The following is a 15,208-nucleotide window of genomic DNA, read 5'->3' on the forward strand; positions in this document are numbered from 1 at the left end:
AACAACCCGATTATTTTTTGATTATCGTCCGGTATTTATAATCTTTGTATAGATTATAATAAATAAATTATGGGAAGTTCCCACGAGCAGTCTCTAAGTATAGCGTTGCCAAATCCCATCCGGTATTTTCCCATGGGAGATCAGGCGCTCGTTCTCTCCTTTGGCGATACAATTTCCGAGATGGTCAATGTGCGTGTTCGTCAGGTTGCTACGCATATCGACAACTGGTCGCAGCCAGGCGTTATCGAGTATGTTCCGGCCTATACAACAATCACGATATACTATGATCCGCTGAAGATTACCTATCAGGAGCTATTATCTGTGCTCCAGATGATTGTACAAGATATACCAGAGGATACAGAATATATAGGCAAAAAAAAGGAAATCCCTGTCTATTACAACGGGGCTGATCTAGCTTATGTAGCCCAATATAACGGGTTGACAGAGGAAGAAGTTATCCGTTTACACAGTACCCCCGAATACCGGGTATATATGATCGGATTTGTTCCCGGATTTCCCTATTTGGGCGGTATGGACAGTCGGATCGCGACGCCACGAAAGGAGGTGCCCCGCTTGAAAATAGAAGCGGGTGCAGTGGGCATCGCGGGGGAACAGACTGGCGTTTACCCAATCGAAACTCCAGGTGGTTGGCAAATTATCGGACATACACCGCTACAATTATTTGATCTTAGCAAGGAGAGTCCCTCACTCCTCGAAATGGGAGATTGTGTACGCTTTGTTCCCATCACATATGATGAGTTTGTACTACTAAAAACAGAATCCTATGGGCATTAAGATCATCAAAGCGGGCATGTTGACGACCATACAGGACTTGGGACGCTATGGTCTACAGCGTTACGGTATGGCGGTTAGCGGAGCGATGGATAGCTATGCTTTACTTCTTGGTAACAGTATCCTGGGAAATGCAGACAACGAAGCCGCCATAGAATGTACTGTCCTTGGTCCTATCATTTATTTCGAACAGACACAACTTATCACAGTGACAGGGGCTAACCTGTCGCCCAAAGTTGACGGTCAGTCGTTGCCGATGTGGAAACCGGTCCTGATTGAGGCTGGCTCACTGCTGTCCTTCGGACGACCAAATTCGGGCTGCAGGGCTTATATCTGTTTTCAGGGTGGGCTTGATATCCCCAAATTGCTGGGCAGCAGGTCGACTTATAGTAAAGGACAAGTAGGTGGCTGGAAGGGAAGACCGCTTCAAGAGGGGGACCGTATCGCTTTCCGACATTGCTATAAGGGGAAAGATAGCTTGTTTCGCTGGAGCATGGATCCAAGCCTATACCCGGATCTCAGTACGAACGTCATCCGGGTAATGGATGGACCGCAATTGCCCTGCTTTGAAAGTGCAGCTCAAAAGAGCTTCTTTTCGGATGTATTCACCATCAGCAACAACTCGGACAGGATGGGCTATCGGCTAACATCCAAACGGCTTCGGCTAACAGAACAAAAGGAACTGTTGTCAACGGCGGTGACCTTCGGGAGCATTCAGGTGCCGCCTGATGGCAATGCGATTGTCTTAATGGCTGACCATCCGACCACAGGCGGCTATCCGGTGATTGCACAGGTGGCCACAATAGACCTGCCACTTCTGGCTCAAAAAGGGCCAAATAATCGTATCAGCTTTGAACGGATTAGCCTGGATGAGGCGCATGACCTGCTGAAGAAACAGCATACGCAATTTAAAAAACTGAAACGTGCAATCGCATTGAAATATGAAAAAACAGCTTACCATAGATTTGAATTGTGACATGGGCGAGAGCTTTGGCCCTTGGAAAATGGGCGATGACGAGGCGGTCCTGCCTTATGTTTCCGCCGTAAATATTGCCTGTGGTTTTCATGCCGGAGATCCTTCGACAATGATGAAAACCATTCAGCTGGCCCTGAAATACAAGGTCAAAATAGGCGCCCATCCCGGTTTTCAGGATCTGGTAGGTTTTGGCAGACGTGAGATGCAGCTTACAGCGCGGGAAGTGTATGCGCTGGTCGTCTATCAGGTGGGGGCACTTGCTGCCTGTGCCAAAGTGCAACAGACAACATTGCAACATGTAAAACCGCATGGCGCGCTTTATAATATGGCGGCAAGAAAGCCTGAGCTGGCAGACGCCATTGCAGCTGCCGTCTATGATATAGACCCCCGACTCGTACTATATGGGCTCTCGGGAAGCGAACTCATCAGAGCTGGCAGAGCAAAGGGATTGAATGTTTATCGTGAGGTCTTTGCCGACCGCACTTACCAACAGGATGGCACATTGACCCCAAGGTCGGATAAACATGCCCTGATCCATGATCCTAAACAGGCCGCCGAGCAGGTGGTTGGTATGATTAAAACAGGAAAAGTTGTTTCCCTGCAAGGTACTACGGTCGATATCCAGGCCGATACCATCTGCCTGCATGGCGACGGCGAAGAGGCTGTCCAGTTTGCAAGGACAGTCAACCAGACCTTAAAAGACAATCAGATACTTATCCGATGAAACAAAAAAACACCTCAGCGCTTATTGGAGCGGCATTATTGATGGCGACATCGGCTATCGGTCCGGGATTCCTGACCCAGACCACGGTTTTTACCAAATCACTGGGCGCGAGCTTTGGATTCGTAATTCTGGTTTCGATCCTGATTGATATTGGGGTTCAGCTGAATATATGGCGTGTGATAGCGGTCTCGGAAATGAGGGCGCAGGATATCGCCAATAAATTGCTGCCCGGACTGGGGGGCTTTATTTCCTTGCTTATTATCCTCGGTGGACTGGCATTTAATATTGGTAACGTCGCTGGGGCTGGACTGGGACTGGAGGCGCTCTTTGGTGTTAATGTCATGACCGGAGCCTGCATTTCTGCATTGATCGCCATTGCTGTATTTATTAATAAGCAGATCGGAAAAGCCATGGACCGTTTTACGCAGCTTATGGGAGCAATTATGATATTGGCTTTTATTTACATCACGCTGATATCTTCGCCACCATTGGGCGAGGCGGTACTGCGTACGGTGGCTCCTGCAAAAATTGATTTTGTCTCCATCATTACACTGGTCGGAGGGACTGTCGGTGGCTATATCACTTTTGCGGGTGGTCATCGTCTGATTGATGCGGGGGTAAAGGGATTTGATGCTTTACCTACCGTCAATAGAAGTGCTGTCATGGGGATATCGGTTGCTTCGCTGGTCAGGGTATGTCTATTTTTGGCTGCGCTGGGTGTGCTGAGCAAGGGCTTGCTGATCGACGATGGCAATCCTACAGCTTCGGTCTTCCGGCTTGCAGCGGGCAATTTTGGTTATCGCCTGTTTGGCCTGGTGATGTTCGCTGCTTCGATTACCTCCATTATTGGTTCGGCTTATACTTCCGTTTCCTTTATAAAAACATTCAGTGCACGGATCGCTAAAAATGAAAATTGGGTTATTATTGCCTTTATCTTGATTTCTACCATCATATTTGTTTTTGTAGGTAAACCTGTTCATTTATTGATTATCGCTGGTGCAGTCAATGGGATTATATTGCCCGTCTCGCTGACGGTGATGCTAATCGCTGCCTATAAACCGGCAATTGTCGGTGTATATAAACAACCGGTGATCCTCACGCTGATTGGCGTGATAATCGTTGTCTTAATGTCCTTTATGAGCCTGCGTGTGATGATGGATCTATAATTTTTTGGCTGTGCAACTACAGATGTCAATATTTCCACCTAAATGACCGAAAATTACCCCTCGAAAAAGCAGCGGCATAACGATATTTGGTATAATAACTAAATATAAACCCAGCTGATGATATCTTTTATGAGGTCGATACTTTCGGGTATTGTTGTGTCTTTGGCACTATATGCTCCGGCACAGGACATAAATTTAAAAAGCTGGCCCGAAGAGGCCAATCCCATGACCATTGGCCGTTTGGTCGCACAGCGTTTTGTCGAAAGTCCACATAACAGCTTTAAACCGCCTGCACCGCCCAAATCTATTACTTATCCGGAAGTATGTACCTGGTATGGGGCATTGAAGTTTGCGGAAATCTCCCAGGACAAAGCGCTGCTCGATAAGCTGAAACAACGCTTTATGCCTTTTTTTGATACCGAGAAGCACCTGGTACCCCGCCCCTGGCATGTGGATTATGCGGTATTCGGAACGGTTCCCCTTGAACTTTACCAGCAGACAAAAAACAAAACTTTTCGCGGGATGGGGATGCGTTTTGCCGATGCGCAATGGAGTATTCCTATTGATTCACCTCAAACGGTGAAAGATGCTTACCAAAAGTTCTTGGACAAGGGACTGACCTGGCAGACCCGCTATTGGATCGATGATATGTATATGATCACCATGGTACAGTCAAAAGCTTTTCAGGTGACCGGGGAACGTAAATACATTGACCGGGCTGCCCATGAAATGCTCGTCTATCTTGATACCATCCAAAAGGAGAATGGACTATTCTATCATGCCCCGGATGCGCCCTTCTTTTGGGGAAGGGGGAATGGCTGGATGGCGGCGGGGATGAGTGAGTTGTTGTCTTCCTTACCGGCCGATAACCCCAATAGACCGGCGATATTAACCGCTTACAAAAAAATGATGGCCAGCCTCAAAAAGTATCAACGGGAGGATGGGCTGTGGGGCCAACTGATCGATAAACCGGAATCCTGGGCCGAGACTTCGGGCTCAGCCATGTTTACCTATGCGCTGATTACCGGCGTGCGGAACGGCTGGCTTGATGCCAGTGAGTATACGCCTATCGCACGTAAGGCTTGGTTGGCTCTTGTTGGCTATATCAACGAACAAGGAGATATAGCCAATGTCTGTGAGGGTACCAACCGAAAAAATAATTATCAATATTATCTGGACCGAAAACAAAAGACGGGTGACATGCACGGGCAGGCGCCGATACTCTGGTGTGTAAATGCGCTGTTAAAAAAATAGATGCTATGGAGAGAATCTTGATGATCTTTATGCTGTTGATCTGTACGCAGGCAAAGACGCAGCCTATTCAATGGAAAGAGCAGTATCCAGGTGTATGGAAAGGTACTTTTGGTCAGCCCGAGAAATATACCTTGCTGGGTGCTGCCGATAGTAAACCTCGCGCTGCTACACTTGAACAGCTGCAATCAACTGATTTTCCATTGCCGAAAATGGAAATTCATGCCGAACTGATTGACGGGAAAACCTATGTGCGGATGCCCTTGACAAAAAATGAACAGATCTATGGATTAGGCCTGAATTTCCAAACTGTTCACCAACGCGGCAAGATACTTAACCTGCATGTGGACCACTATGGGGGCAAGGACAATGGCCGTACGCATGCCCCCGTTCCTTTTTATGTATCCTCCAAAGGGTATGGAGTGCTTGTTAATTCTGCGCAGTATCTGACCTATTACATAGGTACAGGTGTGCGTAAAGATGCGAAGGAGCCGGCAGAAGCCAAGGATCGCAATACCGATAAAAGCTGGAACTCACGGCCTTATTCAGATGCGGTAGAGATTTATATCCTGGCAGCAGGTGTGGAAATTTATGTTTTTGCAGGTATAAATCCCCTCGACGCAATTAAACGATACAATCTATTCTGCGGTGGCGGTGCATTGCCGCCACGATGGGGGCTGGGATTTACACAGCGGGTACAAAAACTCTATACGTCCGAAGAGGTGCTCAATGAAGCCGACCAGTTTGAAAAACATGGTTTCCCACTTGATTTCATTGGTCTTGAGCCCGGATGGCAGTCGCGGGCTTATCCATGTACATTTGAATGGGACAAAGGGCGTTTTCCGGATCCAGCTGCTTTGATCAAGAAATTGGCTACGAAGGGAATTCGTCTAAATCTCTGGACGAACCCGTATGTCTCACCAGAAGCGGGTATCAGCAAGGCTATTGAACCTTATACAGGTTCCCATACCGTCTGGAATGGTACAGTGCCTGATTTGAATCATCCCCAAGCTAAGAAAATCCTCGCTAAACAATTCATGGATGCCCAGCTCAATATTGGCGTCAGCGGTTATAAAATGGATGAAGTAGACGGCTACGATTATTATCTTTGGCCTGATATGGCCAAATTTCCATCGGGTATCAGTGGTATCCAGATGCGGCAGACCTATGGGGTACTCGCACAGAAACTGACCGATAGCCTGTATAGAAGTCTGAATAAGCGAACCTTCGGACTGGTACGTGCATCGAATGCCGGAGCCAATAATTTGCCCTATGTCATCTACAATGACTATTACAGTCACCAGGATTTTATAACGGCATTGGTCAATAGTGGATTTTGCGGTGTACTATGGACGCCGGAAGTGCGAGGGTCGAAAACAGGGCAGGAGTGGCTACGCCGCTTTCAATCCGTTATCTTTTCACCAATGGCCATGATCAATGCTTGGTCCAGTGGGACAAAACCCTGGTCTTTTCCCGAAGTTGCTGATCAGGTGAAATATTATGCACAATTGCGGATGGAGCTAATGCCGTATTTATATTCCGAATTTGCAAAGTATCACTATGAGGGTACACCTCCTTTCAGGGCGATGGTACTGGAAGAAGGCTTCGAAGGGCAGGTGAAGGTGGCGCCGGGCAACCCAGACCTGGAAACAAATCCATATCTCGAAGCCGTCAACAGAGAAGTCAAGGATCAGTATATGTGTGGTGAATACATACTTGTCGCGCCCTTATTCGCTGGAGAGTCATCCCGAAAAGTGTTGTTGCCAAAAGGGAATTGGTATGATTTCTATACAGGGAAATATGTGGGCAATGGAGAAGAGATCGTTGCCGATCCGGGCACGGACCGCATACCGGTCTACGTCAAAGATGGCGGTATTATACCCATGATGGGTAGTCGTTTACACATGCCGCTCCCCAATGAAAAAGTTGATTTGACTATCCGTCATTATGGGCAGAAGGAGGGAAACTATCAGATATATGATGATGACGGTGTGAGCTTTGACTATGAAAAAGGAAGCTATGCCTGGCGTAGGGTTCTGGTCAAAAAAAATGGAAAGGGGAGTCTGCGTGGAGAAATATCCAAACCGCAGCAAGGAAAACCAAATACGATCGGAAGGGTTCAATTTGAATTTATGACAAAATAGGAATATTAAAACCCCTTGTCACTGATGGTGGAAACGGGTGCTTTTTGGGATAAAATGACCATTTTTTACTGCTAAAAAGAACAAAATTTACCCCCTTTTACAAGAGGAAGTGCCCGATATTTGGGGAATAACGAATTATAAACAATAACCAAATAAGGAAATGAGGGTCAGTCTGTCATTAGCTTCGGTCAATAGCGAAGCCGGGACGAAATGGGAGCATGATGGCCCGAATTCCATCGTATAGTAAATAACCAATTAATAAAAATCTAACTTATGATGAAAAGTATCACAAAAATGGGGTGCTTTGTACTCTGCCTATTTTTAATAATGGGCAGTATGGGCTTCCCGCTATTTGCCCAGCAGAATATCCGGATTTCAGGCAAAGTGAGCAACAGTAAAGGCGATGCACTTCAAGGGGTGAGCGTCCGTATTAAAGGGAAGAGCCAGGGAACGAGCACAGATGCAGCCGGGAAGTATCAGCTTGAAGCTGCTCCTACTAACACGCTCGTGTTTAGTCAGGTTGGTATGAAAGAGGAGGAACGAGCCATCGGCGGTCAGCGACAGATAGATGTACAGCTGGTCGAAAGCGATAATGCCCTGGATGAGATCGTAGTCACAGGCTATGGTAGCGTCGCAAAAAAGCGGGATCTGACCGGAGCAATATCTTCTGTCAACGCAAAAAAAATCCAAGAAAGACAGCCCATAAACCTATTTGATGCCCTTCAAGGACAAGCTGCCGGTGTACTGATCGTCAACGATGGGGGCGGTGCTCCTGGGGCAACAGGATCCATACAGGTGCGGGGAACCTCAACGTTGAATGGTGGTAACGGGCCTTTGTATCTGGTCGACGGCGTTATCAATCCGGATGGCGCAAATATTAATCCTACGGATATCGAAAACATCGAAGTATTAAAAGATGCTGCATCTGCCTCAATCTATGGATCGCGCGCAGCAAATGGTGTTATTTTGATCACAACCAAGCGTGGTGCGGAAGGAAAACCTCTGATTAATGTCAATTATAACCACCTGTTTGGCCGTCTGGCGCATTATATTCCGGTGAGCAATTCGGCTGAAGTGCGCGAGTTTAGAAATATACAGGGACAAAATAGTAACATAGACTCGCTAAATCCAAGCTTTAATGCAGATAATGATCTTCAAAAATTGCTTCTCGGCAATCTTGCGCAAAAGAAAGAGATCAAGTTGAGTATCGGTGGTGGCCAAAAAAATCTTCGTTATTACAGCAGTTTAAATTATCTGGATGATAAGTCCATTATCCTGAATAGCTATGCAAAGCGTTTGCAGTCGCGGATCAATGTGGAGTATCAGGCCTCATCGAAACTGAGATACGCGAATAATATCTCCTTTGCCTGGCAAAAAGGTAATACCATTCCAATTGCCAACACGGTACGTGTCGTCATGGACAGGCCGGCCTATTCTCTGATCTATTATCCTGACGGATCCTTGACGAGTTATGTTGGATCGAAACGAAATCCGGTCGCCAATGCATTGTATGAACAAAATATTGACGAAACTTATTCGGGACAGTTTAATAACCAATTGGACTATCAGTTGACGAATGATCTAAAACTGACGGCTTTGTTTAATGCGCGGTTGGATAACTTGCAAAATACAGGCTTTTCACCTCGTTTTCTATCGCCCAATAAAGATCAGAACAGTGGGACGAATGAATTTACCAAGACCTTCTCCTGGGAATTCCAGACATTTGCCAACTATAACAAAACATTCGCGCAGGACCATAACGTATATGCCTTGTTGGGATTCAGCGCCGACCGTAGACGTTTCGATCGTTTCCATTCTGAGTATTTGAATAGTGTAAACGAAGAAGTCTTGGTCACATTCCCGGATTATCTGACCTCATCGAAGACGTATACATCGGCGACTGCAAATGCTACAGCTTCCCTATTCAGCAGAATTGGTTATAATTATAAGAGTCGTTACCTTCTACAAGCATCGTATAGAAGGGATGGGTCGTCCAGATTTGGACCGAGCAACAAGTGGGGAAATTTTTTCTCGGGATCAGCTGCCTGGCGTTTTTCCGACGAAAATTTTATGAAATGGGCCAAGCCAGCGTTGCAGGACGCAAAATTGAGATATAGTTTTGGTCAACTCGGAAATGACAAAATAGGGGATTACGAATCTTATGCCAAAGTCGCATTTGGTGGAAATTATAATGGTGTGGGGGGAGCTTCAATGACCCCGACTTTAGGTAATTATTTGATCAAATGGGAAATGACCACGCAGAATAATGTGGGACTAGACCTTACCTTGCTTAATGGAAGATTGGGCTTCACCGCAGATTACTATGTGAAAACAACAACGGACTTGTTGTATCCCAGAGAGTTGCCAAAAGAAACCGGATACACCAAACTACAGGTGAATGTGGGATCGATCCGAACCCGGGGAATGGAGTTTGTGATTAATGCCCGACCGATCGTTCGATCAAATTTTAGCTGGGAAATCAACGGAAATATCTCTTTTGAACGGGGAAAAGTTGTGAAACTTGCCGATGGTATTCCTTTCTTTCCGGGAAATAAATGGTACCTCGAAGAAGGTGGGCGCATCGGTAATTTTTATGGGTGGAAAAATTTAGGCGTATATGCTTGGGATGAATCCAATGCCTATAACGATAACTGGGATAAACTGACACTTGTACTTGACGATCAGGGAAAACCATTGTACCGCGACGGTAAACCTGTTTATACATCAGATGGACAAAATTATGAAGGAACGGTGCATCATCTGTATGCTCCGGACGGAAAGCTGAAAGGGGGAGATGCCGAGTGGCTCAACAACAAACGCGATAGTTTGATAAATGATGACGATCGTATGATTTTGGGTAATCCTACGCCTGATTTCTACTTTGGTTTTATGCAAACCTTTACCTACAACCGTTTTTCTTTGAATGTCCTTTTTAATGGTGCAATCGGTGGAGAAGTGTATAATGCTTTGTTGCAACGGCAAAACTATCCTTCAAATACCGGAGCTGGATCACCGGATATGGTTTACAATGTATGGAGAAAACCCGGGGACGAAGCGAAATATCCCTACTATCCTGAAAGAAACAATCGAGGGAACATGAAGACCAATCAAAACAGTTTATACGTTGAAGATGCCTCATTTATTCGCTTAGCTAGTGCGCGTCTAGCTTATACCTTCAGTCCAACCGTGGCCAATAAATTGAAAATGAAGGGTATTACAACCTATATCTATGGAACAAATTTATTGACTTGGACAAATTACAGAGGTTATGACCCTGAATTCAGCACAACGAATCCGTTGACACCGGGTGAGGATGATGGTCGTTATCCCCGAAGGAGAGAGTTTGGTTTCGGTGTAAATGTTAACTTTTAGAAGCTCACAATTATGTATAAAATAAAAATTTTCGCAGCATTACTTTTTTTAGGCAGCCTGGGTAGCTGTAAAAAATTCTTGGATGAAAAGCCACTGGCCGACGGTACATTGGAGCAGCATTACAAAAATATGTACGATGTACAAGCTGCAATGGCCGGCATGTATAGTGCATTTCAGCTTGAAATGGTCGGGAAAGAACAGTATACCGAGAAATATCTTTATTGGGGAGAATATCGGTCCGATAATTTCGATCGCTTTATTAGCTATACCAAGGACTATGTCGATGAAATAGTGTTGAACAGTATTACTCCTTCCAATGATTTTTCAGATTGGAGCGGTTTATATACTACTATTGGAAGAGCGAATAATAACATCAAATATATTCCGCAGGCAGCACAATTGGACAGTCGGATAACAACGGCAATGCAAAACGATTATTTAGCGCAGAGTTATGCACTCCGCGCCATGTCTTACTTTTATATTGTTCGTGTCTGGGGTGACGCACCGATCTGGTTAGAGCCATACGAGGATGTTCAAAAACCCGCTGAAAGAGCACGTGAACCGAAAGAAAAACTCCTAAAAGACGTCATTATTCCAGATCTGGAAAAAGCCTATTCGTTGATTACCAAAGACGCAAGAAGCCCCTTGTGGACAATCGGTGAAGCCGGAATATGTGCGATTATGGCCGATGTGTATATGTGGCAGGGAGATCATGAAAATGCGATAAAGTGGATGGAGAAATTATTCTTGGCAAAGTCGCCGACCAATGTCACTTATGCTGGTTTAAATGAAACCAATTTACAGGATGCGGCAACATGGAAGACCATCTTTACAAACCCATCGTCCAGTAAAGAGACCATATGGAGTATTCACTGGGATTATCTAAAGAATGGCTGCGCATGTATGCAAACCTCCTGGACGGCGAATAACAAACAAGTAATTGTGGATGAAGGAATTTGGACAAACTGGTTTTTACCGCAGACGACAGCTACACCTAGTCCCGATATTCGGCCAAAACAAACATTGGATGTCTATTTTGGTATGCCCAGCAATAAACGGGATCGATTTATTAAATGGTATCCCACAGAAGCCAATCCCACTAAGGCAGACCCTTGGCCAGCAACGAATCAATTGCTTCCTGTTTATCTGACCATGTACCGACTGAGCGACATTTATCTACTGTATGCCGAAGCACTGAACGCAAGGGGCGATAAGGAAAAGGCCATTAAATACTTGAATTTTGTGCGTAAACGTGCTCAAGTTCCGGTGTATGATGTGAGCGCACCTGAATTAGCAACTGCTTATGGATTGGAAACTGCGATCTTGAATGAACGACAGATGGAACTCTTTGGAGAAGGCAAGCGCTGGTTCGATTTGGTGAGAACAAATCGTGTCAAAGAAGTGATGGATCCTATTTTGAAACGTCGACAAGAGGATGCGGGAAATCTGGAAATGCCTGGATTCTTGGATCCTCAAAACCGGGCTTACTGGCCATTGAATAGAAATGTTTTAAACTCTAATAGTTTGTTGGTTCAAAATCCGGGGTACACAGATTAATGCGCGAATTTAGAAAAGGAAATTATGAAAAGAAATTTTAACATCAAGTGGATACAAGTCGGAGTGATGCTCCTGACTTTACTGACAACTGGCTGTTCCCTTTTTGATATGGAATTGCAGGAAAATTACGATTACAAGCATAAAACGCTGGATCCTAATATAGGCATTAGTGCGAAGAAGTTTTTAGAAAACCGTTCCTATGGAACTCCCGAAAATCCAACAGATACAGCCTTCAAATGGATGCGTATGGGTTTGGAATATGCCGGTATTGATCTGAATGAACTGGAAAAAGCAGATCGAACATTTATTTTTTTGCACAATGATGCCATTAAGATCTGGGATGCGAAGGCAAAAAAGGTAACGGGTGGACTCTTTTTTGATTTTCCTATCGTGACAGGAATAGATGGTACTGGAAAGCCATTGACCAAACCAGCGGCTAAATGGGAAGATTATAACAAAGAGGACGTACGGAATTATTTTCTTTACCTTATCCTGCAAGGCAAATATAACTTTGCTGATCTGAGCATCAGCAATGTGAAGGCAAAAACTTTATTGCCGGCAAACACTGTAGCCAGTAAAGGATCGCTGCTCGGCTATATGAATGAGGGGAAAGGTTTTGATCAGGAGGGAGCCATGTATTTAAAGCTGGTGAACAATAGTGATCTGGCTCCGATTCAGATTAATAATAAAACAACCAATAGATCGGGGGGATATGGGGTTACGAATGGTGTGGTGCATGTTTACGGTGTAAAGGGAAACACCACTGTCTATCCTTTTATTTCCTTACAGTAAATTAAATACCTTCGATAAAACTTAAATATGAACGTAAAAAAAATGGTATTTGCTTCGCTCTCACTCCTATTGGTGATCGGGAGCAGCTGTGAGAAACCGGCAATGGTCAATATGCAATTAAATGGTGTCGCCTGTGTGCAATGTCATACCATTCAATCTGCGGCCGATCTGCAGGCCCTAAGTCTGCAGCCGGGGGATACGGTGATTATGAAATCGGGGCAATGGACAGACCAGGAATTGACCTTCGCCGCCCGGGGGACAAGCGAGCAACCTATCGTGCTGATGGCCGAGCAACCCGGTACAGTTATTCTGAAAGGTATGTCTTCTGTTAGTATAACGGGAAATTGGCTTGTGGTTAGTGGGCTGGTTTTTCAGAACGGATATACATCAGGTAAAAATGTCGTTGATTTCACCTCATCTTCATCAAATTGCCGGTTTACAAATAGTGTTATTGTGGATTACAATCCACCTACGGCAACCACGGACTACCGCTGGGTTTCGATCAATGGATCTAATCATCGTGTTGACCATTGCTATCTCAAAGGAAAATCCCATCAGGGCCCTACGATGGTGGTCTGGGGAACAAACAAAATCATGAAGCACCGGATTGACCATAATTTTTTTGGGGAGCGAGCAGAACTGCCCAACAACGGTGGCGAAACCATTCGTATTGGAACGAGTGACTGGTCCATGACCAATGCATATACGACGATCGAGGATAATATCTTTCAGCGTTGCAATGGTGAGATGGAAATTATCTCAAACAAAATGGGAGCGGATACCATTCGCAATAATTTCTTCCACGAGAGTCAGGGGACGTTGTGCCTGAGACATGGAAACGGTTCTGCCGTCTATGGAAATTATTTTGTCGGTAATGGTAATAGCGCCGCCGGGGGAATCCGTGTCATCGGCGAGGATCATATTGTTTATAATAATTATTTCCAGAATATGGCGGGAACAGGACAAAAAGCACCCTTGGTTTTAATGGACGGAGTACCTAATTCACCATTAAGCGGTTACTATCAAGTAAAACGGGTGAAAGTTGTTGCCAATACCATGATTAACTGTAAACAGTCATTTGATATCGGTTCGGGAAAGGGGGGAAATGGCCGTACCTTACCACCAACAGATGGGCATATCGCCAATAATGTGGTGTCTCAATCTGCGCAGTCCATCATCTTAACGTTTACCGATCAACCGGTCAATTTTGTTTATCAGGGAAACATTGTATTTGACGTGCCGACAAGTCAGCAGCTTCCGGCTGGATTTACACGTCAGAATCCACAATATACATTGACAACTGACGGAATCTATGAGCCCACCAGTACCAGTCCGGTGTTGGGTGCTTTTGTTGGTAATTATCCTTTTGCTGCCGCAGCAGATGCTGGAGCTCCGAAATTGGATAGCAAACATCGGGATTTATTGAAAGCACAGAATATCGGTCCGGGATTTATGACGGGATTAGGGAATAGTTTGGTCATTAATCCTTAAATGATCCTAGACATTTTCCCCACTTTTTTCCTTTGTGCAAGGAAATTTAACTTGGTGGATTTTGCGGGATGGATTTGTCAATCCGCGCTGCATCATTGCATTTTCCCCATCTAAAAGTATGAAACAAACCGATGACTGTTTGGTTTTTCCACGTGGGGAAATCAAACAGTCAGTCGACTGGACGAAAAACTCTCCCGACTGCACCAATTAGTCGGGAGGGTTTTTCGTCCAGTTACCCGGGAAAATGAGAAAAACACCCGCTCGTTTCATTTTTCCGCGTGGGGAAATCAAAGTTCCATTGCTTTGTTTGTAGCAGTCATAGGGCTTAGTGAATATTCCATGCGACTGAATCGCAATCTTACTGTGCGAAACCAATCAGTTACTATACTTTTTGACAGATTTTGGAGAATTCTTTTTTCGGTATTCTTTATAATTTCCATGTTTTTCGTATTCCAGTGTACCTTCCTGACAGTAGCTGCTGAGATAAACAGAAAATTTATTGCTTTGCTCTTTGTTGGCATTCAGCTGTTGGATGATATCAGAAACACGACGGGGGATTTCGAAAAAATTGGAATTGTAAACAAGATCATCCAGTTCTTTCGTCAGTTCAATACGACGCTTTGACTCAGGAGGAATATTGTAGAGTGGTGTTAAATCTATTTCTTTTTTGAATATGGTATGTGGTTGAATTTTTAAAGCGCGACAGATCAGGATAAAGTTGTTCAGTGAGGCGCCTTTTCCTTTTTCAGCAGCTGCTATTGTATTGGTGGTTAATCCCGTCATATTGGCTACATCTTTAAGGGTGTAGTATATTTTTTCACGTCGAATGCGCAATTGCTCGCCAATTTCCTCCAGTATATGCTCGTTGATATCTCCCATATACAAATGGAAAACTTATTTGCGCATTTTTAAAATAATAATATTTGTATTTTATTTGCGCAAA

Annotated in this window: 11 protein-coding genes; 10 read left to right on the forward strand and 1 reads right to left on the reverse strand. The window is 44.8% G+C overall.

Annotated features, from left to right (window positions below):
• The first annotated feature begins 69 nt into the window (after positions 1 to 69).
• The 10 genes from pxpB to D7322_RS14465 all read left to right on the forward strand — a co-directional run bounded on the left by pxpB (position 70) and on the right by D7322_RS14465 (position 14,265).
• Positions 70 to 795 carry a 5-oxoprolinase subunit PxpB gene (gene pxpB / locus D7322_RS14420; RefSeq protein ID WP_245971346.1) on the forward strand — a complete coding sequence of 242 codons (726 nt, stop codon included), beginning with the start codon at positions 70 to 72 and terminating at the stop codon, positions 793 to 795.
• Positions 785 to 1,768 carry a 5-oxoprolinase subunit C family protein gene (locus D7322_RS14425; RefSeq protein WP_121124989.1) on the forward strand — a complete coding sequence of 328 codons (984 nt, stop codon included), beginning with the start codon at positions 785 to 787 and terminating at the stop codon, positions 1,766 to 1,768. The genes pxpB and D7322_RS14425 overlap by 11 nt, the downstream gene beginning before the upstream one ends.
• On the forward strand, positions 1,734 to 2,492 hold the full coding sequence (locus tag D7322_RS14430) for a LamB/YcsF family protein (RefSeq protein ID WP_121124990.1): 759 nt from the start codon (positions 1,734 to 1,736) through the stop codon (positions 2,490 to 2,492). Before D7322_RS14425 ends, D7322_RS14430 begins: the two co-directional genes overlap by 35 nt.
• Entirely contained in the window at positions 2,489 to 3,658 is a 1,170-nt protein-coding gene (locus tag D7322_RS14435) for an NRAMP family divalent metal transporter (protein WP_121124991.1), read from the forward strand. Before D7322_RS14430 ends, D7322_RS14435 begins: the two co-directional genes overlap by 4 nt.
• Positions 3,659 to 3,775: 117 nt before the next feature.
• The gene (locus D7322_RS14440; RefSeq protein WP_220700079.1) at positions 3,776 to 4,912 is read left to right on the forward strand and encodes a glycoside hydrolase family 88/105 protein; all 1,137 of its coding nucleotides are present in this window, start codon (positions 3,776 to 3,778) and stop codon (positions 4,910 to 4,912) included.
• 5 nt (positions 4,913 to 4,917) lie between these two features.
• The gene (locus tag D7322_RS14445) at positions 4,918 to 7,053 is read left to right on the forward strand and encodes a glycoside hydrolase family 31 protein (RefSeq protein ID WP_121124992.1); all 2,136 of its coding nucleotides are present in this window, start codon (positions 4,918 to 4,920) and stop codon (positions 7,051 to 7,053) included.
• A 273-nt stretch (positions 7,054 to 7,326) separates the two neighbouring features.
• On the forward strand, positions 7,327 to 10,425 hold the full coding sequence (locus D7322_RS14450; protein ID WP_121124993.1) for a SusC/RagA family TonB-linked outer membrane protein: 3,099 nt from the start codon (positions 7,327 to 7,329) through the stop codon (positions 10,423 to 10,425).
• Between the two features lie 12 nt (positions 10,426 to 10,437).
• A complete protein-coding gene (locus D7322_RS14455) occupies positions 10,438 to 11,982 on the forward strand; it encodes a RagB/SusD family nutrient uptake outer membrane protein (protein ID WP_121124994.1) in 1,545 nt (514 codons plus the stop codon).
• Between the two features lie 24 nt (positions 11,983 to 12,006).
• Positions 12,007 to 12,774: a hypothetical protein gene (locus D7322_RS14460; protein ID WP_121124995.1), complete on the forward strand. Its 768-nt coding sequence runs from the start codon at positions 12,007 to 12,009 to the stop codon at positions 12,772 to 12,774.
• Positions 12,775 to 12,801: 27 nt separating this feature from the next.
• Complete coding sequence (locus D7322_RS14465) at positions 12,802 to 14,265, forward strand: polysaccharide lyase 6 family protein (RefSeq protein ID WP_121124996.1); 1,464 nt, start codon at positions 12,802 to 12,804, stop codon at positions 14,263 to 14,265.
• A gap of 375 nt (positions 14,266 to 14,640) precedes the next feature.
• Here the strand turns inward: D7322_RS14465 and D7322_RS14470 are convergent, their stop codons facing one another.
• Positions 14,641 to 15,144, reverse strand: coding sequence for a helix-turn-helix domain-containing protein (locus D7322_RS14470; protein ID WP_121124997.1), 504 nt, complete (start codon positions 15,142 to 15,144; stop codon positions 14,641 to 14,643).
• Positions 15,145 to 15,208 lie beyond the last annotated feature (64 nt).

Source organism: Sphingobacterium puteale, from assembly GCF_003627955.1.
GTDB lineage: Bacteria > Bacteroidota > Bacteroidia > Sphingobacteriales > Sphingobacteriaceae > Sphingobacterium > Sphingobacterium puteale.

Excerpts from the sequence above, each read along its gene's own strand:
- pxpB (WP_245971346.1), top strand. The coding sequence starts at position 70 with ATGGGAAGTTCCCACGAGCAGTCTCTAAGTATAGCGTTGCCAAATCCC.
- D7322_RS14425 (WP_121124989.1), top strand. The coding sequence starts at position 785 with ATGGGCATTAAGATCATCAAAGCGGGCATGTTGACGACCATACAGGAC.
- D7322_RS14430 (WP_121124990.1), top strand. The coding sequence starts at position 1,734 with ATGAAAAAACAGCTTACCATAGATTTGAATTGTGACATGGGCGAGAGC.
- D7322_RS14435 (WP_121124991.1), top strand. The coding sequence starts at position 2,489 with ATGAAACAAAAAAACACCTCAGCGCTTATTGGAGCGGCATTATTGATG.
- D7322_RS14440 (WP_220700079.1), top strand. The coding sequence starts at position 3,776 with ATGATATCTTTTATGAGGTCGATACTTTCGGGTATTGTTGTGTCTTTG.
- D7322_RS14445 (WP_121124992.1), top strand. The coding sequence starts at position 4,918 with ATGGAGAGAATCTTGATGATCTTTATGCTGTTGATCTGTACGCAGGCA.
- D7322_RS14450 (WP_121124993.1), top strand. The coding sequence starts at position 7,327 with ATGATGAAAAGTATCACAAAAATGGGGTGCTTTGTACTCTGCCTATTT.
- D7322_RS14455 (WP_121124994.1), top strand. The coding sequence starts at position 10,438 with ATGTATAAAATAAAAATTTTCGCAGCATTACTTTTTTTAGGCAGCCTG.
- D7322_RS14460 (WP_121124995.1), top strand. The coding sequence starts at position 12,007 with ATGAAAAGAAATTTTAACATCAAGTGGATACAAGTCGGAGTGATGCTC.
- D7322_RS14465 (WP_121124996.1), top strand. The coding sequence starts at position 12,802 with ATGAACGTAAAAAAAATGGTATTTGCTTCGCTCTCACTCCTATTGGTG.
- D7322_RS14470 (WP_121124997.1), bottom strand. The coding sequence starts at position 15,144 with ATGGGAGATATCAACGAGCATATACTGGAGGAAATTGGCGAGCAATTG.